The organism is Pseudomonas sp. P129 (assembly GCF_020312195.1).
Lineage (GTDB): Bacteria > Pseudomonadota > Gammaproteobacteria > Pseudomonadales > Pseudomonadaceae > Aquipseudomonas > Aquipseudomonas fragariae.
On the sequence record NZ_JAGPYS010000009.1, the window covers coordinates 168,820 to 187,738 of the forward strand.

Below are 18,919 nucleotides of genomic sequence, written 5' to 3' on the forward strand. Positions count from 1 at the left end.
AAACAACAAGGAGTAAACCGATGCAATGGAATGGAGCGCTGCTCTGCACAGGACTTCTGCTGGTCAGTGCGCTGGCTGTTGCCGGCGACGACACAGCGTCTGTCGACGCATTCGTGCAGGCAGAAGCCAGTAAAGTGATGCAGGAAAATCATATCGCGGGCCTGTCGATTGCCGTCACTCGCCAGGGCAAACAGCAGTTCTACACCTATGGCGTCGCCTCAAAAGCCACCGGCCAGCCAGTGACCCGCGATACGCTGTTTGAACTTGGCTCGATCAGCAAGACCTTCACCGCCACCCTCGCTACCTGGGCGCAGGCCAATGGGCAGCTGTCGCTGACGCAAAGCATCGACAGCTATATTCCGCAGTTGCAGACCACGCGGCTGGGCAAGGTGCCGGTTTTCCATCTGGGCACCCACACGGCTGGCGGCTTCCCGCTTCAGGTGCCGGACAAAGTGCAGAACACCCGTCAGTTGATGGAATATTTCAAGGCCTGGCAGCCCGAATATCTATCCGGCACCCATCGCACCTACGCCAACCCCAGTGTGGGCCTGCTCGGCATGGTTGCGGCGCGCAGCATGCAGCTGCCGTATGAACAGGCCCTGCAGCAGCGGCTGTTTCCGGCGCTGGGTCTGAGTAACACCTATATCAACGTGCCCGATGAAAAACAGGCGCTGTATGCGCAGGGCTACAACAAACTCGACGAGCCGGTCAGGGTCAATCCAGGTCCGCTGGCGGCTGAAGCCTACGGGGTGAAATCGAGCAGCAGCGACTTGCTACGCTTCGTCGAAGCGAACATCGACCTCGGTCAAAACGACGCCGCGCTGCAAAAAGCCCTGCGCGATACCCGGACCGGCTATTTCAAGGTCGGCGGCATGACTCAGGACCTGATCTGGGAGCAGTATCCGCTGCCGGTTCGTCTGGAGACGCTGCTTGAGGGCAATGCCAGCGCCATGCTCAACACGGTCAAAGCCGAAATGATCGAACCGCCGCAGGCAGCGCAATCTTCGGTCTGGGTCAACAAAACCGGATCAACCAACGGTTTCGGCGGCTATGTGGCGTTCATTCCGGAGCAGCAGTTGGGGATTGCCATCCTCGCCAACAAAAACTACCCGAACGAGGAGCGGGTGAAACTGGCCTATCGGATTCTGCAGAAAATGGGCTGCTGCTCAACGCCCTGAAAACAGCCCTGCCCCTTCGGCCGCTTCGATTTCAAGCAGCTTGCGCTTGCGCTCGACGCCCCAGCGGTAGCCCGACAACGATCCATCGCTGCGCACCACGCGGTGGCAGGGAATCGCCACCGCGAGCTTGTTCGCACCGCAGGCGTTGGCCACCGCACGGACTGCACCAGGCAGTCCTATCTGCGTCGCGATCTGTGTATAGGTGGCCGTCGATCCGGCAGGAATGTCCCTAAGCGCCTGCCAGACCCGCTCCTGAAACACCGTGCCGCGGATATCCAGTGGCAGCGCCAGGCCGGTCGCAGGTGATTCGACAAAACCCACGACCTCGGCAACCAGTTGTTCGAACGCGGCGTCTGCACCGATCAGGTTGGCGTTGGGAAACTGGTCCTGGAAAGCTTCGATCAGCGCATGCGGGTCATCACCGAGCGAAATCGCACAGATGCCCTTGCTGCTGGTGGCCACCAGAATCGAACCCAGCGAACTTTCCCCCAGAGCGAACCTGATATCGACATTGGCGCCGCCCGCGCGGTATTCGGAAGGTTTCATGCCGAGCATGTTCTGCGAAGCCTCATAGAAACGACTGTTGGCGTTGTAGCCCGCCTCGTACAACGCACGGGTAATGCTTAGGTCCTGTGAGAGCTGGACTTTCACCCGCGAACGTAACGAGGCGACACTGTAGGCCCTGGGCGTCAGCCCGGTCAGTCTTTTGAAAATGCGGTGGAAATGAAAACCGCTGATCCCGACCTGCTCCGCAAGCGCGGTCAGATTGAGCATCGAATCGGCGGCATCGATCAGTCTGCAGGCCTGGGCAACGACTTCTGCGTGCTTGCGTTGCAGCGCGTTTGAGTCGCCGGCATTGCGCAGGGATGGGCGAAACCCGGCGGCCTCGGCGTCGTGCGCACTATCAAAAAACACCACGTTTTCCGGACGCGGCAGCCGGGTCGGGCTGCACGGCTTGCAATAGATGCCGGTGGTCAGCACGCCATAAACGAAGTCAGCGCCGGCGTGTGAACGCCGATTGACCAGGATGTCCCAGCGCGGGTCGTCTTCAGTGCGCAGGGCGCGTGCCGTTTGAGTGCCTTCTGTGCTGTCCATGGTCGAGCCTGCCTTGAGTTTCGATAAGCCTGCGCCTGTCGGAGCCACTGGGCACTCCGAGTCTTGCTTTCAAATTCGAGATGAGCCGAGTTCGCTGAAATCGACCGGTACTCGCCACAGATACCAGGCAGCAATGGTTCGGTAAGGCGCGAAGCGTTCGGCAAGCCGGGCCATTTGCCGGTGCGACGGTTTGAGTTGCAGAGCATACAGTCGCCGGTATCCTTCGCACACGCCGAAGTCGCTGGCTGGCATCACATCCAGCTGACCGAGCCCATAGATGAGCATCATCTCCACGGTCCAGCGCCCCACGCCCGGCAACTGGATCAGGCGTTCGACCAGCGCCTCGTTGCCCATCGCCAGCGCAGCACTGACCTCAGGCACCAGACCGTCCAACCGCGCAGCGGCAATCGCCTTGATCGCCCGGCATTTGGACGCCGAGAAGCCACAGGAACGCAGTGCCTGATCATCCAGCTCGACCAGTGCCGGGGCGCTCGGAAAGCTGACCTCTGGAAAGAGGGAGCGCAATCTCAGGACCATCGCATCGCCCGCCCTGGCATGCAATTGCTGATAGGCAACGGCCTTGACCAGCGCCTGAAACGGGTCCTGCGCTGCGCTGACCGGATGCAGACAAGGGCCGACCTGGTCGATCAGCGACTGCCATTGCGGGTCTAAAGACCTGAGCGCCGCGACCGCCTCGGCATGCTCGCGGTCGGTGCTGTCTGATTCTGATGACATGATGATTTCCAGATGAGAGCGGCAATCAGGGTTTACAGGGGGGTTGAAAATGATCGCTGATTGTCGAAGGCCGCGGAACGTTCAAAACACCGTGAGCGATTAGCTGAACCTGAGCTGAACGACCTGCCAAAAACGCAATCCCGATAAAAAACAACTACACGCATTCAAGAATGAGTATCATTATGTTACGCAGTGTTTCCGGCCGATGGCTCGTCGAGACACATTCACCCTACAGCTTTGACCCGGTGAGATATGCTCGTTCCCTTTTTGATCATGCTGCGCGAAGGCATCGAAGCCGCACTTATCGTTGGCATTATCGCCAGTTACCTGAAGCAGACCGGCCGCGGCGAGTGGATGCCTGCGGTGTGGATCGGCGTATTTCTGGCTGTCGCGCTGTCGCTGTTCGTCGGTGGCGGGCTTGAGTTGATGAGCGCCGAGTTTCCGCAGAAGCAGCAGGAACTGTTCGAAGGCATCGTCGGCCTGATCGCCGTTGGCATTCTCAGTTCCATGGTGTTCTGGATGCGCAAGGTGGCACGGTCGATCAAACACGCGCTGCACGAATCGCTGGACGCAGCCCTCACCGGCTCGAAAAACCAGACCTACGCGCTGATCGCCATGGTGTTTTTCGCCGTGGCCCGCGAAGGGCTGGAAACCGTATTCTTTCTGCTCGCTGTGTTCCAGCAGAGCGAAGGCTCCGGCGCGCCGTTGGGCGCCCTGCTCGGTCTGTTGCTGGCGGTCGGTTTCGGCGTGGCCATCTACAGCGGCAGCATGCGTCTCAACCTGAGCCTGTTTTTCCGCTGGACCGGGCTGTTCATTCTGGTAGTGGCGGCGGGCATTCTCGCCAACTCCGTTCAGGCACTGCATGAAGCCGGGGTCTGGAATCACCTGCAGGAAGTGGTCTTCGACATCAGTGCACGGTTGCCGATGGACGGCCCTGCCGGTTCGGTGCTGGCAGGCATGTTCGGTTACCAGGACGCACCGACGGTCAGCACTCTGAGTGCCTACCTGATTTACCTGATCGGGGCGCTGCTGCTGTTCTTCAAGCCGCATACCCCGACGACTGGCAAGGTCATGCAGCCAAACACCTCTTCTGTTACGAACGAATAAGGGCCTCCATGTCTAACCGTCCCTCAGGGCCTTCCGGGAAAGCCCGGCCGCCCCGTGTCCTGCGATTGGCAGTCGCCGGCTCAGTGATCCTCATGATCGCCGCAGGCGGGCTGTTCTACTACGCCTCGCAGGTCGCCGCGAAAAAGCGCGCAGCCAATGCCGGAACTGAAACCGTGGTCAATATCCACGCGCACAACTGCGAACCGAACGCCTTGACGGTCGCGGCGGGCAACAACGCCTTCCGCATCGTCAACCGCTCCGAGCGCGCCGTCGAATGGGAAATTCTCGATGGCGTGCTGGTGATCGAAGAGCGGGAAAACATCGCGCCGGGCCTGAGCCAGGTGATCAATGCCAACCTGGCACCCGGCGATTACACGATTACCTGCGGTCTGCTGAGCAATCCGCGCGGCACCTTGCACGTCACGCCGACGGCAGAGTCCGACGCCAAGGCCAAGGCGCGTCCGTCCATGACCGCCTTCATCGGGCCGCTCTCCGAGTACCGCGTGTACCTGAGCCTGCAGAGTTCGGCGCTGATCAAGGCAGTCACCGCCCTGCAACAGGCCATTGATGCCGGCGACCTGAGCGCCGCCCAGGCGGCCTACCTGCCCGCCCGCGCCGCCTACCAGCGCATTGCACCGGCTGCACAACGTCTCGCCGAACTGGACAATGCAATCAACGCCCGCGCCGACTACTACGAGAAACGTGAACAGGACCCCGGCTTCAGCGGTTTCCATCGCATTGAATACGGCCTGTTCGAGCAACACAGCGTCGAGGGCCTGACGCCGGTCGCGCAGCGTCTGCAAACCGATGTCACCCAGCTCAAGCAACAGTTGCTGGCGCAATCGCTGGCGCCCGAGCAATTGGCGGCCATCGCCACCCGCACCCTGCGCAGCCTGGCTGAGGTACGCAGCAACGGCGAAGAGGAACGCTACAGCCACAGCGACCTCAACGGCTTTGCTGCCAACCTGGACGGCACCCGCAAGATCGTCGACCTGCTGCGTCCGTTGCTGGCCCGCAGTGCGGGCGATCTGTTGCAGAAGATCGACGCGGCCATGGCCGATCTGGACACCACGCTCGATACGCTGAGCAGCGCCGACGGTGGCGTGCGCCCGTACGATCAGGTGGACGCGACGCAGCGTCAGCAGATCGCCGCCAAGGCTGGCGCTCTGGCTGACGCGCTCAATGGTATCGACCCGGCACTCGGCCTCTCCGGCCTCTGATTTACTGGAGCACAGCACATCACCATGAAAAACCCGGACAGCAATCCAGACACAAGCAACGCTCCGACCTCCCTGCAACGCCGCCGCGTGCTGATGGGGCTTGGCGCTGCAGGGGCCGCGCTGGCTGGCAGCAGCCTGAGCGGCAACGTACTTGCCGCAGCACCTGCACAAGTCGCCGAAGCGCCAAACAGCGAGAAAACGCAGGACCACAACGCGTTTCACGGCGTGCATCAGAGCGGCATCGTCAACCCGCGCCCTGCCGCGGGCATGCTGGTGGCGTTCGATGTTCTGGCCGCCGACCGTGAGGACCTGGAACGCCTGTTTCGCACGCTGAACGAGCGCATCGCGTTCCTGATGACCGGTGGCCCGGTGCCGGAGATCGATCCGAAACTGCCCCCTCCGGACTCGGGCATTCTCGGCCCGGTGGTGACCCCGGACAACCTGACCATCACCGTGTCGGTGGGCGAGTCGCTGTTCGATGAGCGTTTCGGCCTGGCCCCGATCAAGCCGAAACGCCTGAGCCGGATGACCGGTTTCCCCAACGATGCGCTGGATCCGGCCAGTTGCCACGGCGATCTGAGCATCCAGTTCTGCGCCAACACCGCCGACAGCAACATCCATGCGCTGCGCGACATCGTCAAGAACCTGCCCGATCTGCTGCTGGTGCGCTGGAAACAGGAAGGCACCGTGCCGCCCCAGGCACCGAAGAAACCCGGTCAGCCGCCGGAAAGTGCGCGCAACTTCCTGGGTTTCCGGGATGGTTCGGCGAACCCGGATTCCAACAACCAGAAGACCATGAACGAACTGGTCTGGGTGCAGCCGGGCAGCGACGAACCGGCCTGGGCCGCCAACGGCAGCTATCAGGCGGTGCGCATCATCCGCAACTTCGTCGAGCGTTGGGACCGCACGCCGTTGCAGGAGCAGGAATCGATTTTCGGTCGCAGCAAAAGCACCGGCGCGCCCATGGACGGCAAGGTCGAGAGCGATGTGCCCAACTACGCGGCAGACCCGGAAGGCAAGAAAACCCGGCTGGATTCGCACATCCGCCTGGCCAACCCGCGTACCGCCGAAAGCCAGCGCAACCTGATCCTGCGTCGTCCGTTCAATTACTCCAACGGGGTGAACAAGAACGGGCAACTGGACATGGGCCTGCTGTTCATCTGCTACCAGGCCGATCTGGAAAAGGGCTTCATTACGGTACAGAGCCGGCTTAACGGCGAGCCGCTGGAGGAATACCTCAAACCGGTCGGTGGCGGCTATTTCTTCACCCTGCCGGGGGTAACCGGCGACCAGGATTTCATCGGTCGCTCGCTGCTGGCGGCCGTAGCGCCCACTAAAAACGCATGACCTATCCACTCCTGACCCGGAAGACACTCATGAAAAAGACGCCCCTGGCTTTGCTCCTGACCCTTGGCCTGCTCCAGACCCCACTGGCGGCCTTTGCCGCCACCGCGCCGCTGGATCTGGTAGGCCCGGTGTCGGACTACAAGATCTACGTGACCGAGAACATTGAAGAGCTGGTCAGCCACACCCAGAAATTCACCGATGCCGTGAAGAAAGGCGACATCGCGACAGCCAAAAAGCTCTACGCCCCTACCCGCGTGTACTACGAGTCGGTAGAACCGATTGCCGAACTGTTCAGTGACCTGGACGCCTCCATCGACTCACGCGTCGACGACCATGAACAAGGCGTGGCGGCGGAAGACTTCACTGGCTTCCATCGTCTGGAATATGCGCTGTTCTCGCAGAACACCACGAAGGATCAGGGCCCTATCGCCGACAAGCTGTTGAGCGACGTCAAGGACCTGGAAAAGCGCGTGGCCGACCTGACCTTCCCGCCTGAAAAAGTCGTCGGCGGCGCAGCAGCCCTGCTCGAAGAAGTGGCAGCGACCAAGATCTCCGGCGAAGAAGACCGTTACAGCCACACCGACCTGTATGACTTCCAGGGCAACATCGACGGCGCGAAAAAAATCGTCGACCTGTTCCGCCCGCAGATCGAACAGCAGGACAAGGCCTTCTCCAGTAAAGTCGACAAGAACTTCGCCACCGTGGACAAGATCCTCGCCAAGTACAAGACCAAGGACGGTGGCTTTGAAACCTACGACAAAGTCAAAGAAAACGATCGCAAAGCCCTGGTCGGCCCGGTCAACACCCTGGCAGAAGACCTCTCGACCCTGCGCGGCAAACTGGGCCTGAACTGACCTGAAACGCCGCGCCTGCCCAAGGTGCGGCTCTTTGCCCTGCCCGGTGGTTACTGCACCTGAGTGTGACGCAGAGCGTCACGAACTGCATTCCCACGCGGAGCGTGAGGAACGATAGTCATCAGCCTCTCAGCTACGCTTCTAAAAAGCTTTTCAACCACGATGGCACTGACGACGCAGAGTGCGACGTTAGTGACGGCTGAGTCCTGGCGCTGATCCGGGGGTAGCCTGGCAGGACGCCAGGCTAGCCGCACCGCGCCATGGATGGCGCGTTGCGGCGACCTCCGGATCAGTGTCAGGACGAAGGAACCCGACGAAGTCGGGCCGGAAACAGGAGCGAAAGGCTTTGGTTACTTTGGCCTCATCAAAGTAACTCGCCGAGGGGCGAAAAGGTGACCTGAGCCGAACTTCAATCCACCTGACAAAGAAAAACCGCCATGTGACGCAGAGCGTCAGAGCGTCACGAACTGCATTCCCACGCTGGAGCGTGAGGAACGATAATCTCACTACCGCCATCGTGCGACGCTCTGCGCCGCATGCCCTTCTGGACGCTCTGCGTCCGCTCCTAGATCCCGCTGAACCAGTTGTACCCCTGATCCTCCCAATACCCGCCAGGATTCTCGTTACTGACGAAAATCTCGACTATGTGCTTGGGATTCTTGAAGCCCAGCTTGGTCGGCACCCGCACCCGCAACGGGTAACCGTAATCAGGTGGCAGGGCCACTTCACCGAAATCCAGCGCCAACAAGGTCTGCGGATGCAGCGCAGTAGGCATATCCAGGCTTGAGTAATAGCGGTCAGCGCACTTGAAACCGACAAAACGCGCCGTCGTGTCAGCGCCGATATACTCCAGGAACGTCTTCAGCGGCACGCCGCCCCACTGCCCTATCGCACTCCAGCCCTCGATACAGATCAACCGCGTGATATCCGTGCGTTGCGGCAGTTTGCGCAGCGCCTCCAGCGTCCACGGCTGCTTGTCGCGCACCAGCCCCGACACCGCCAGTTGGTAATCGGCAAGATCCAGCTCCGGCACGTTGTATTCAGGGTAGAACGCATTGAACGGGAACGGGTTGGTCAACTGCGCCTTGCTATAGGTCGGCGCCAGCTTCTGGCCGTTGAACAGCCAGGCCTGAACCCGGTCATTCCAGCGCGACATGGCCCACAGCACCTTATCGACCTGATCGCCATCCTGCAGGTTGCAGCCCGTGAGCATCGACATCGCGCCCACGGTCAGCCCCGCGCGCAGAAACGAGCGGCGCTGGATATCCACCAGCTGACGCTGCTGCGCAGGCTCCAGAATGATGCGCTGAGTCGTACGTTTACGTGGTTCGTTCATGATTGCGCAGTTCCGTCTTCGTTCGGCTGGCGGCCGCCGGTAATCATCGGCAGCAAGGTACTGGGCACCAGCACGACCAGCAGCAGATGGACGATGACAAACGCGCCGATGGCGGTCATCGCCCCGAAATGTACCCAACGGGCGAAATCGAATCCGCCCAGCAGACTGACCAGCCCTTGAAATTGCACCGGCTTCCAGATGGCCAGGCCGGACAGCACCACCAATACGCCCATGGCCAGCACCAGCCAATACATCAGTCGTTGCACGGCGTTGTAACGGCCTTTGACGTGGACCAGGCGAAAATGCAGCGCGTCATTCATGTCACGCGTCACTTCGGACGGCCGTACCGGCAGCAGATCGCGCTTGAAATGGCGGCTGAACACGCCATACAGCACATAAATCAGACCGTTGATGACCAACAGCCACATCACCGCGAAGTGCCAGGCAATGGAACCGCCCAGCCAGCCGCCGAGTGTCAGGAATTTGGGAAAGGTGAACGGCATCAGTGGTGATGCGTTGTAAATCGCCCAACCGCTCATGAACATACAGACCATGCCCACGGCATTGACCCAGTGGGTCAGGCGCACCGGCCACGGATGAATGGGGCGGGTTTTCATGTCGAGATCCCTCTGATCAGGCATGGAAGAGGCTATCAGGGGCAGCCTTGTGCCCCTGATAGCCCTGGCGGTGATTACATCGGCGGTGTGAAACCGTCCTTGCCGACGGCAACACCGCGAGCGGACTTGCCGTCGTCAGCCGGGAATACCACGACCTTCGCGCCTTTGGTCAACTGGTCAACCTTGCCTGGCTCGACGTAGGCGACAGGCACATCCTGCGGCACCACCAGTTTCTTCTCGCCACCTTCATACTTGACGATGAGTGTGCGGCCATTGGTGTCGGCCAATGTGCCAACGGTGCCATTGGTCATGGTGCCGGTGCTGCCATCCGCGTTTTGCCAGCCATAGTGACCTTCGCCGCTGCCTTTGAGGCTCGCCTCAAAAACGGTCACTTCCAGCGCTTCCAGCGTGCCGTCAGATTTCGGTTTCGCTGCCGAACCGACAAAACTGCCGTCTTTGATTTGCTTGAAGTCAGCTTCGGACACAAGACGAATACCGGTCTTGTCAGTCAGCTTGATACTTTCGTGCTGACCCGAACGGGTGGTGAAGTCGAGGGTGTCGGCGCTGACGCTGTCGACGGTCCCGCGCATGGGTTTGACCACCTTCATGTCGGCAGCCTGGGTCATGACAGCGGCACTGAGCAACAGCAGGCCGAACGTAGTAGAGAGTGCAGTCTTCATCGGTACTTCCTTGGCAGGTGAGATCTGAAAGCCATCCTTGCACCGCTACCGGCACCGTAGAATGACCGGGCAATGACATTTTTGTCATTCGCCGGACACCCTGTCGGCAACTGGTTAGACTCCGGCATCGGCGCAACAAGGGCGCCAGGAAAAGCGTAGCGGACAAAACGATGCATATCCTGCTAATTGAAGATGACACCAAAACCGGCGAATACCTGAAGAAGGGACTGGGCGAATCCGGCTACGTGGTCGACTGGACGCAGCACGGTGCCGACGGCCTGCATCTGGCGCTGGAAAACCGCTATGACCTCATCGTGCTGGACGTGATGCTGCCAGGCATCGACGGCTGGCAGATCATCGAAGTCCTGCGCGCCAGGCAGGACGTGCCAGTGCTGTTTCTGACCGCGCGCGACCAGTTGCAGGACCGGATTCGCGGCCTGGAACTGGGTGCCGACGATTATCTGGTCAAGCCGTTTTCCTTCACCGAACTGCTGCTGCGCATCCGCACCATCCTGCGCCGCGGCGTGGTACGCGAGGCGGACCACTTTCATCTGGCCGACCTGGAACTGGACCTGCTGCGCCGCCGCGTAACGCGCCAGCAGCAGGTCATCGTGCTGACCAACAAGGAGTTCGCTCTGCTGCACCTGTTATTGCGCCGCGAAGGCGACGTACTGTCCAGGGCACAGATCGCCTCGGAAGTCTGGGACATGAATTTCGACAGCGACACCAATGTCGTGGACGTCGCCATCAAGCGCCTGCGCAGCAAGGTCGACCTGCCCTACCCGGTCAAGCTCATCCACACCGTGCGTGGCATCGGTTATGTGTGCGAGGTGCGGCCATGCGACGCCAGCCTTCCCTGACCCTGCGCTCGACCCTGGCCTTTGCCCTGGTGGCGATGCTCACCGTCAGCGGCGCAGGCCTGTACCTGTATCAGTCAATCGAAGAAACGGTCATGCAGCGCAGCGACCATGCCGTGCTCGCGCGGCTGGACCACTTTCGCAAGCTGTTGCGCTATGACCTGACCATGGACAACCTCAAGGGCAGCCCGCAGCTGTTCGAGAACATGCTCGACAGCGAAGAAGACATCTTCATCATCGGCGAGCCGGGCAAGTCACCGGTCATCTCGGTCAATCCGCAGCACGCGCCCCTGCCGGAGCTGCCGACCGTGGCGCAGGACCAACCGCTGCGGGTCGATGACCTGCGCAGCGGCATGAGCCTGCAAGGCGTGCCGTTGCGCGCTGCCGCCGTCCAGGTGATGTCCAACGGTGTCGAAGTGCGCTTGCAGGCTGCGCACCTGATGGTCAAGGAAATGGCCATGCTCGCCAGTTTCCGTCAGCGTATCTATATAGCTGTGGCCCTGGCGTTTCTGATCACCGCAGCCCTGGGTTATGTGCTGCTGCGCCGCGGCTTGCGTCCACTGCGCAGAATGGCCGCCCACGCTGCCGCCATCACCCCGGCCAGCCTGCACAAACGCCTCGACAGCCGCGATACACCCGTCGAGCTGCAACAACTGAGCGATGCCTTCAACGCCATGCTTGACCGTCTGGACGATGGCTACCGGCGCCTGATGCAGTTTTCTGCCGATCTGGCCCATGAAATCCGCACACCGGTCGGCTCACTGATGGGCCATTGTCAGGTCGCCTTGCGCCAGAACCGCAGCGCCGATGAATATCAGGCGCTGCTGGCCTCCAATCTGGAAGAGCTGGAACGCATCTCGCGGCTGGTGGAAAGCATTCTGTTTCTGGCACGGGCGGACGAAGCCCAGGCCGCGCTGGAACGTCAGGCGCTGGATATGCATGACGAACTGCAACGGGTCGCCGGCTATTTCGAGGGGCTGGCCGAAGAACGCAACCTGACCCTGAGCACCCACGGACAAGGCACGCTGCTGGCCGATCCGATTTTGCTGCGGCGTGCATTGAGCAATCTGGTCGCCAATGCGATTCGCTACGCTGATGAAGACAGCGAGATTCTGATGCGAGTGACGGCTGTGGACAGGCACTGGAAGATCGATGTGGAGAATCAGGGACCGGTGCTGCCGGAGGCCACCCTCGCACGCTTGTTCGATCGTTTCTATCGCGGTGACGCCTCACGCCATGAGCGCTCGGATTCCAACGGCCTGGGGCTGGCGATCGTCACGGCAATCATGCAACTGCACGGCGGTCGGGTCGAAGTCGCTCAACCCGCCGTCGGCAGAATCTGCTTCAGTCTGATATTCCCAGCGGCCTGAAGCCTGCAGTGCGCAAGGATCAATTCTTTTTCTCGTGGGCAATGGCCAGCTTGTAGAACGTGGCCGAGCCGCCTTCCGTGGTGTAGCCGGTATTGTCCTGGGTATAGACCCCTGCCTTGAAGTAGAACAGTTTGCTGGCCCAGGCTGAATCCAGCTTGGCGTACCAGACCGCGTCAAAGGCATTGACCGTCAGATCGCCAGACGGCGACAGGTTGATGGTGTAGTTGAATTGCTTGTTGAGCGGCACACCCTGCGCAATGTTGATGACCTCGATTTCCGAGTCCGGCGTACGACGAAACTTGGCGACGATATTGCCGGTCTGCAGCTTCTCCTTGTACTGGTACTCCACCTTCAGCAGCGGTTCGGTGCTCTGGTAGCAGTGGATCTGACCGATCACGATCTTGCCGCTGGAAGGCACCTGATCGACTTCCAGGGTCGCGCGCAGAAAATTGTCGGCACTAGAGTAGGCCCAGTTGAACACCCTTCCGTCCGAAGTCGTCTCGCGCAATTCGGAACGCGGGTACTTGGCGTTTTCGGTGGTTGAACCCGTTACCGGTGCCCAGAAAAACAGCGTATCCCCGGACTGAAAGTAGCCATCCCGATAGCCCTTTACCAACTTGGGGGTTTCGATAATGGTCGCGGGGCTTCCGACGGGGACGGAGAGATTCCAGGTAGCAAGGTCGATCATCGCGTAGCTCGCAAGGTGCGCATCGCGCACCAACTGAATGGCTCTGAAACGGGTGTGCTGGCCCGTTTGGTCATCCAGACTATCGGCTTAATCGTTTATTTTTTAAACAGACTCGACAACGCTTTGGCGTCAACAAACCGTCTAAAATCGGCCAATGCCATTACTACGATATCAATTGTTACGATGCGGCCATGTGCCACTCTCAAGCTGCAAGCATTGATTCACGTGAAGAAGTGTTTTGTGAAGTGCGTCATTTTTTTGAATGTATCGAGGCCGATACAGCGCAAAAAACCGCAAATTCCCGACAGACGGTAGCAGTTATCTTCAGGATAAATGAACTTCCATTGCCCGGAGCTGACCAAGGCGGCCCTTTTAGAGCGTCACGTCGCCTCGAAACGCGCTCTTAACGGGCAGAAAAGAAACCACCTCCGCCTGGCGGCTGCGGGTTGACTGTAAGCAGTTGTTACGAGATATTAGTTAGCAAGCTATTTATCTCCCTGCTAACAATATCGCTCCTAACTAAATTCCTGGTGTTTTTCCATGTCTGTCGAAGCCTTGCATCGGACAATCAGCAGTGGTCTGGTGGCCGCGTCTCGCCAATGGCGACGCATCTGCCAGAACACGCTGGTGACCTATGGCATTTCCGAAGCCTGCGCAGGTCCGTTGCTGGCCATCGCACGTCTGGGCGATGGCGCACATCAGGTGAAAGTCGCCCAGGCGGCCGGCATGGAAAGCCCGACGCTGGTGCGTCTGCTTGATCAGCTGTGCAAGGCTGACATCGTTTGCCGCACTGAAGACCCGAATGACCGCCGCGCAAAGGCCTTGAGCCTGACGCGCAAAGGTCGCGAACTGGCCTGTTCGATCGAAGCCGAACTGACTCGCTTGCGCGCCGAAGTGCTGCAAGGGCTGCAACCTGCCGACCTGGAAGCCACGTTACGGGTGTTACAGGCGTTTGCCGATGCGGCGCAGCGCGAACACGGGGGCCAGGCTTGAACGGATTTTTCTCCAGCGTTCCACCTGCACGCGACTGGTTCTACGGTGTACGCACCTTCGGCGCGTCGATGCTGGCGCTGTACATCGCATTGTTGATGGAAATGCCCCGCCCCTACTGGGCAATGGCCACGGTGTACATCGTCTCCAGCCCCTTCGTCGGCCCGACCAGCTCCAAGGCCCTGTACAGAGCCGCCGGAACCCTGGCCGGTGCCGCAGCATCGGTGGTGCTGGTGCCCATGTTCGTGCAGACGCCCTTGTTGCTGGCCATCGTGGTCGGGCTGTGGACGGGCACCCTGTTGTTTCTGTCCCTGCACTTGCGCACCGCCAACAGCTACGCATTGATGCTGGCCGGCTACACCATGCCGCTGATTTCGCTGCCGGTGGTCGACAACCCGCAGGCTGTTTTCGACATCGCGGTGTCGCGTACCGAAGAGATTTTTCTCGGCATCATCTGCGCCGCTGTCGTGGGTGCGATGTTCTGGCCCAGACGCCTGGCACCGGTGTTTCAGGCCACCACGGAAAAGTGGTTCAGTGACGCCGCGACTTACAGTCAGCGCTTTATCAGCCGCACCTGTCAGCCCGAAGAAATCGGCACACTGCGAAATTCGATGGTCGGCAGCTTCAACTCGCTGGAAATGATGATCGGCCAGTTGAGCCACGAAGGCGCCCGCAAGCAAACCGTGCGCAATGCCAATGAACTGCGCGGCCGGATGATCCACCTCTTGCCGGTCATTGATGCGCTGGATGACGCGCTGTGGGCGCTGGAGCGACGCACACCCGAGCTGCTGGCCAGCGTCAGACCCTTATTGCACAAGACTTGCGACTGGCTCGAAAGCACTGCCGACGGGCCGCAGGTGGAGCAATGGCAGCAGCTGCATCGTGATCTGCAGAGCCTGCAACCGGACTCCGCGCAACTGGACGATCGCGATCAACTGCTGCTCTCCAATACGCTGTTCAGGCTGGGCGAATGGATCGACCTGTGGCTGGATTGCCGAACCCTGCAATACGCGATCAAGACCGACGACCAGTCACAGTGGCGCGCGGTCTACCGCCATTGGCGCCTGGGCCGTCTGACCCCGTTTCTCGACCGCGGTCTGATGCTCTATTCGGTGACTTCGACGGTGCTGGCGATCATCGCCGCGTCGGTGTTGTGGATTCTGCTCGGCTGGAAAGATGGCGCAAGTGCCGTGGCACTGGCGGCGGTGTCGTGCAGCTTCTTCGCCGCCATGGACGACCCTGCTCCGCAAATCTACCGGTTCTTTTTCTGGACCCTGCTCTCAGTGGTGTTCGCCAGCCTGTACCTGTTTGTGGTGCTGCCCAACCTGCATGACTTCCCGATGCTGGTACTGGCCTTTGCCGTGCCGTTCATTTGCGTCGGCACCCTGACCGTGCAGCCGCGCTTTTTTCTCGGCACGCTGCTGACCATCGTCAACACCTCGTCGTTCATCAGTATCCAGAGCGCTTATGACGCGGACTTCATGAACTTCCTCAACGCTAACCTGGCGGGTCCTGTCGGACTGTTGTTCGCCTTCATCTGGACCCTGGTGTTCCGCCCGTTCGGCGTCGAACTGGCGGTCAAGCGCCTGACCCGGTTCAGCTGGCGTGACATCGCCAGTCTCAGTGAAAACGCGTCTCTGGCCGAGCATCGGCGCATGGGCGTGCAAATGCTCGACCGCCTGATGCAACAACTGCCGCGCCTGACGCTCACCGCCCAGGACACCGGGATTGCCCTGCGTGAACTGCGCGTCGCGCTGAACATGCTCGACCTGCTGGCCTACACCCGCCGTGCCACGCCTGCGGCCCAGGTGCTGTTGCGTCAGGTGATCGAAGAAGTCAGCGGCTATTTCAAACTGTGCCGCAAGGCCGGTGAACGGCTACCCGCGCCCAGAGGCCTGCTGATGGCCATGGACCGCGCACGCCGTTCACTGACCGATCAGGAGATGGGCGACAACCCGGCCCGGCTGCACCTGCTGCATGCCCTGAGTGGCCTGCGCCTGGCTCTGCTGCCGGGGGTCGAGATCGTCACCGTGGGCGGGGAACTGACCGAGCAACTGCCGCATAACATCGATGGAGCGCCCCTGTGATCGGTGATCTGGACATCAGCGGGATCTTCATCCCCACGTTCCTGGCGATGATGGGCATCGCCTATCTGCTGTTTCTGGTCGTGCACGCGGTGCTGTCGCGTGCCCACTTCTACCGTCTGGTCTGGCACCGGGCTTTGTTCAACGTAGGTCTATACGCTTTGTTGCTCGGCGCCGTGGATACTCTAAGTCGATACCTGATGACATGAAAAAACCGATACTGACACTGGGCCGCGTGGTCCTGACCCTGCTGGTTGTCACCCTGGCCGCCGTGGTCGTATGGCGCATGGTGATGTATTACATGTATGCGCCATGGACGCGCGACGGGCATATCCGCGCCGATGTCGTGCAGATCGCTCCGGACGTGTCCGGACTGATCCAGAAGGTTGAAGTCACTGACAACCAGCCCGTGCACAAGGGCCAGATCCTGTTCACCATCGATCAGGACCGTTTCCGTCTGGCACTGCGCCAGGCGCAGGCGACGGTCGCCGAACGTCAGGAAACCTGGGAACAGGCGCGCCGCGAGAACAAGCGTAACCGTGGTCTGGGCAATCTGGTCGCCCGCGAGCAACTGGAAGAAAGCCAGTCACGCGAAGCTCGGGCCCTTTCGGCGCTGGGCGAATCAAAGGTTGCAGTGGATGCCGCACAGTTGAACCTGGATCGCTCGGTGATCCGCAGTCCGGTGGACGGCTACCTCAACGACCGCGCGCCCCGCGAACATGAGTTCGTCACTGCCGGGCGCCCGGTGCTTTCGGTGGTCGATTCGACGTCGTTCCACATCGATGGCTATTTCGAGGAAACCAAGCTCGATGGGATTCATGTCGGCCAGGGCGTCGACATCCGCGTCATCGGCGACAGCGCGCGTCTGACCGGCCATGTGGTGAGCATCGTTGCCGGTATCGAAGACCGCGACCGCAGCAGCGGCTCGAACCTGCTGCCCAACGTCAATCCGGCCTTCAGCTGGGTGCGTCTGGCGCAGCGGATTCCGGTGCGGATCGCCTTCGATGATGTGCCTGCCGACTTCCGCATGATTGCCGGGCGTACCGCGACGGTGTCGATCATCGACGACACCCAGGAGCGCAGCCGATGAAACGTGCTTTACGCGTGGCTGCTCTCGGCTTTACCGCCGTGCTGTCAGCCTGCCAGATGGTCGGCCCGGATTACCAGGTGCCCAAAGACGGCGCGATCAACCGTCCGGACCTGCAGGGTGAACTGGCTGGCCGCTCGGTCAACACGGTTTCGGCCCCGGTGCCTGCGCACTGGTGGCGCCTGTATCAGGATGCGCGTCTGGATGAGCTGGTGCGCCAGGCTATCGCGTCCAATACCGACCTGCGCATTGCCGCGGCCAACCTGCAGCGTGCCCGCTATCAGACCTCGGAAGCCGAGGCGGCTGGCGGCTTTACCAACGGCGCGAAGATCGGCGCGCAGCGCGTGCAAGAGTCTGGCGAGGCGTTTCTGCTGACCGACAAGGTGCCGGTGGCCAATGTGGGCGACGTGGGTCTGACCACTTCGTACCAGTTCGATCTGTTCGGCACCTTGCAGCGTGGCATCGAAGCGGCGCAGGCCAATGTCGATGCCAATCAGGCAGCGGTGGATACGGCACGCATCACGGTGGTCGCCGATGTGGTGCGCGCCTACACGCAGATTTGTGCGGCCAACGAAGAACTCGACATCGCCCGCGCATCGTTGGACTTGCAAAAACAGAGTGTGTCCCTCAACCAGCGCCTGCGTGATGCCGGGCGTGGCGATGAAACGCAGGTCACTCGTTCACAGACACAGTTCAAGTCGTTACGCGCCGAAATGCCCCGTTACGAGGCACGCCGTCAGGCTGCAATCTTCCGCCTGTCGATGTTGTTGGCCAAACCTGTCGAGCAACTGCCCGCCGGGGTAAGCACCTGCAACCAGCTGCCGCAGATTGCGCAGGTCATGCCTGTGGGCGACGGTGCAGCGTTGCTCAAACGCCGCCCGGATGTGCGTCAGGCTGAACGCCATCTGGCGATGTCGACTGCCGAGATCGGTGTTGCCACCGGCGAACTGTATCCGGACATCAGCATCGGCGCGAGCATTGGCACCACCGGCCTGATCGAGAACCTTGGCAAGCCGGCGGCCAATCGCTGGGGCTTCGGGCCGCTGCTGAACTGGACCATCCCGTCCAATGGCTCACGCGCCCGCATCCATCAGGCCGAAGCCTCGGCGCAGGCGGCACTGGCGCGTTTTGACGGTGTGGTGCTCAACGCCATCCGTGAAACCCAGACCGGTCTGGCGCAATACACCGCCCTGCTCGACCGCCGCGACGCCCTCAAAGAAGCCGAGCAATCCGCCAAGGAAGCGGCTGACCAGACGCACCGCTTCTATCAGGCCGGACGCGCTTCGTTTCTCGCCGATCTGCAGGCCACACGCACTTACACTGACGTGCGCGCGCAAATGGCGGAGGCCAACACGCAGGTGGCCATGGGGCAGATCAATCTGTTTCTGGCACTCGGCGGCGGCTGGGAGAAGGATGACGTGGCGCAGAAATAGGATGGGCGTTCGCCCCGCCATCAAGCCTCGTTCGGATGGATTACGTCGCAATTTGCTTTGTCAGTGCCACTGTGATCGAAAAGCGCTTTAGAGTAGTCGGGCTAGAGGCACGGCCCGGAACCTGATGACTATCGTTCCTCACGCTCCGTGGACTGCCCCCAAGAAGTTGGACACCAATCCGACCTAATGGGGGTGTTCAAATGGCCAAGTATTCAGAGCAATTCAAACTCACCGTCGTCAA

The 18,919-nt window shown here is 60.8% G+C and carries 18 protein-coding genes; 12 read left to right on the forward strand and 6 right to left on the reverse strand.

What is annotated here, in order from left to right:
- The first annotated feature begins 20 nt into the window (after positions 1-20).
- Positions 21-1,178 carry a class C beta-lactamase gene (ampC, locus tag KBY02_RS20135; RefSeq protein WP_225650707.1) on the forward strand — a complete coding sequence of 386 codons (1,158 nt, stop codon included), beginning with the start codon at positions 21-23 and terminating at the stop codon, positions 1,176-1,178.
- Here the strand turns inward: ampC and ada are convergent.
- Both ada and KBY02_RS20145 read right to left on the reverse strand, forming a co-directional pair.
- Positions 1,167-2,273 (reverse strand): bifunctional DNA-binding transcriptional regulator/O6-methylguanine-DNA methyltransferase Ada, encoded by a 1,107-nt coding sequence (gene ada / locus KBY02_RS20140; protein ID WP_225650708.1) that lies wholly within the window; start codon positions 2,271-2,273, stop codon positions 1,167-1,169. The genes ampC and ada overlap by 12 nt on opposite strands.
- Before the next feature lie 69 nt (positions 2,274-2,342).
- Positions 2,343-3,008, reverse strand: coding sequence for a DNA-3-methyladenine glycosylase family protein (locus tag KBY02_RS20145; protein WP_024661105.1), 666 nt, complete (start codon positions 3,006-3,008; stop codon positions 2,343-2,345).
- A 252-nt stretch (positions 3,009-3,260) separates the two neighbouring features.
- Between KBY02_RS20145 and efeU the strand changes: the two genes are divergently transcribed.
- Genes efeU through efeO (KBY02_RS20165) form a run of 4 tightly spaced genes read left to right on the forward strand, consistent with a single transcriptional unit; the run spans position 3,261 to position 7,536 of the window.
- Positions 3,261-4,115: an iron uptake transporter permease EfeU gene (gene efeU / locus KBY02_RS20150; protein WP_003403822.1), complete on the forward strand. Its 855-nt coding sequence runs from the start codon at positions 3,261-3,263 to the stop codon at positions 4,113-4,115.
- Positions 4,116-4,123: 8 nt separating this feature from the next.
- A complete protein-coding gene (efeO, locus tag KBY02_RS20155; RefSeq protein ID WP_058398928.1) occupies positions 4,124-5,335 on the forward strand; it encodes an iron uptake system protein EfeO in 1,212 nt (403 codons plus the stop codon).
- 24 nt (positions 5,336-5,359) lie between these two features.
- Complete coding sequence (gene efeB, locus KBY02_RS20160; RefSeq protein WP_024651408.1) at positions 5,360-6,682, forward strand: iron uptake transporter deferrochelatase/peroxidase subunit; 1,323 nt, start codon at positions 5,360-5,362, stop codon at positions 6,680-6,682.
- 29 nt (positions 6,683-6,711) lie between these two features.
- Positions 6,712-7,536 carry an iron uptake system protein EfeO gene (efeO, locus tag KBY02_RS20165; protein WP_003403826.1) on the forward strand — a complete coding sequence of 275 codons (825 nt, stop codon included), beginning with the start codon at positions 6,712-6,714 and terminating at the stop codon, positions 7,534-7,536.
- Between the two features lie 565 nt (positions 7,537-8,101).
- Here efeO (KBY02_RS20165) and KBY02_RS20170 read toward each other — a convergent pair.
- The 3 genes from KBY02_RS20170 to KBY02_RS20180 all read right to left on the reverse strand — a co-directional run bounded on the left by KBY02_RS20170 (position 8,102) and on the right by KBY02_RS20180 (position 10,169).
- Positions 8,102-8,872 carry a molybdopterin-dependent oxidoreductase gene (locus KBY02_RS20170; RefSeq protein ID WP_004407366.1) on the reverse strand — a complete coding sequence of 257 codons (771 nt, stop codon included), beginning with the start codon at positions 8,870-8,872 and terminating at the stop codon, positions 8,102-8,104.
- Positions 8,869-9,489, reverse strand: coding sequence for a cytochrome b/b6 domain-containing protein (locus KBY02_RS20175; RefSeq protein ID WP_011268393.1), 621 nt, complete (start codon positions 9,487-9,489; stop codon positions 8,869-8,871). The genes KBY02_RS20170 and KBY02_RS20175 overlap by 4 nt, the downstream gene beginning before the upstream one ends.
- A 74-nt stretch (positions 9,490-9,563) precedes the next feature.
- A complete protein-coding gene (locus KBY02_RS20180; protein WP_011268394.1) occupies positions 9,564-10,169 on the reverse strand; it encodes a hypothetical protein in 606 nt (201 codons plus the stop codon).
- A 170-nt stretch (positions 10,170-10,339) separates the two neighbouring features.
- Between KBY02_RS20180 and KBY02_RS20185 the strand changes: the two genes are divergently transcribed.
- On the forward strand, positions 10,340-11,029 hold the full coding sequence (locus tag KBY02_RS20185; protein WP_004407375.1) for a heavy metal response regulator transcription factor: 690 nt from the start codon (positions 10,340-10,342) through the stop codon (positions 11,027-11,029).
- On the forward strand, positions 11,008-12,396 hold the full coding sequence (locus KBY02_RS20190; protein ID WP_004407377.1) for a heavy metal sensor histidine kinase: 1,389 nt from the start codon (positions 11,008-11,010) through the stop codon (positions 12,394-12,396). Before KBY02_RS20185 ends, KBY02_RS20190 begins: the two co-directional genes overlap by 22 nt.
- Positions 12,397-12,415: 19 nt before the next feature.
- Here the strand turns inward: KBY02_RS20190 and KBY02_RS20195 are convergent, their stop codons facing one another.
- Complete coding sequence (locus tag KBY02_RS20195; protein ID WP_011268396.1) at positions 12,416-13,084, reverse strand: polysaccharide lyase family 7 protein; 669 nt, start codon at positions 13,082-13,084, stop codon at positions 12,416-12,418.
- Between the two features lie 540 nt (positions 13,085-13,624).
- Here KBY02_RS20195 and KBY02_RS20200 point away from each other — a divergent pair.
- Genes KBY02_RS20200 through KBY02_RS20220 form a run of 5 tightly spaced genes read left to right on the forward strand, consistent with a single transcriptional unit; the run spans position 13,625 to position 18,678 of the window.
- Positions 13,625-14,077 (forward strand): MarR family winged helix-turn-helix transcriptional regulator, encoded by a 453-nt coding sequence (locus KBY02_RS20200; protein WP_004407381.1) that lies wholly within the window; start codon positions 13,625-13,627, stop codon positions 14,075-14,077.
- Positions 14,074-16,161, forward strand: coding sequence for an FUSC family protein (locus tag KBY02_RS20205; protein ID WP_225650709.1), 2,088 nt, complete (start codon positions 14,074-14,076; stop codon positions 16,159-16,161). The genes KBY02_RS20200 and KBY02_RS20205 overlap by 4 nt, the downstream gene beginning before the upstream one ends.
- Positions 16,158-16,367, forward strand: coding sequence for a DUF1656 domain-containing protein (locus KBY02_RS20210; protein ID WP_003315925.1), 210 nt, complete (start codon positions 16,158-16,160; stop codon positions 16,365-16,367). Before KBY02_RS20205 ends, KBY02_RS20210 begins: the two co-directional genes overlap by 4 nt.
- Positions 16,364-17,248, forward strand: a complete 885-nt coding sequence (locus KBY02_RS20215; RefSeq protein ID WP_024641167.1) for an HlyD family secretion protein — start codon at positions 16,364-16,366, stop codon at positions 17,246-17,248. Before KBY02_RS20210 ends, KBY02_RS20215 begins: the two co-directional genes overlap by 4 nt.
- On the forward strand, positions 17,245-18,678 hold the full coding sequence (locus tag KBY02_RS20220; protein WP_004407388.1) for an efflux transporter outer membrane subunit: 1,434 nt from the start codon (positions 17,245-17,247) through the stop codon (positions 18,676-18,678). Before KBY02_RS20215 ends, KBY02_RS20220 begins: the two co-directional genes overlap by 4 nt.
- The last annotated feature ends 241 nt before the right edge of the window (positions 18,679-18,919 follow it).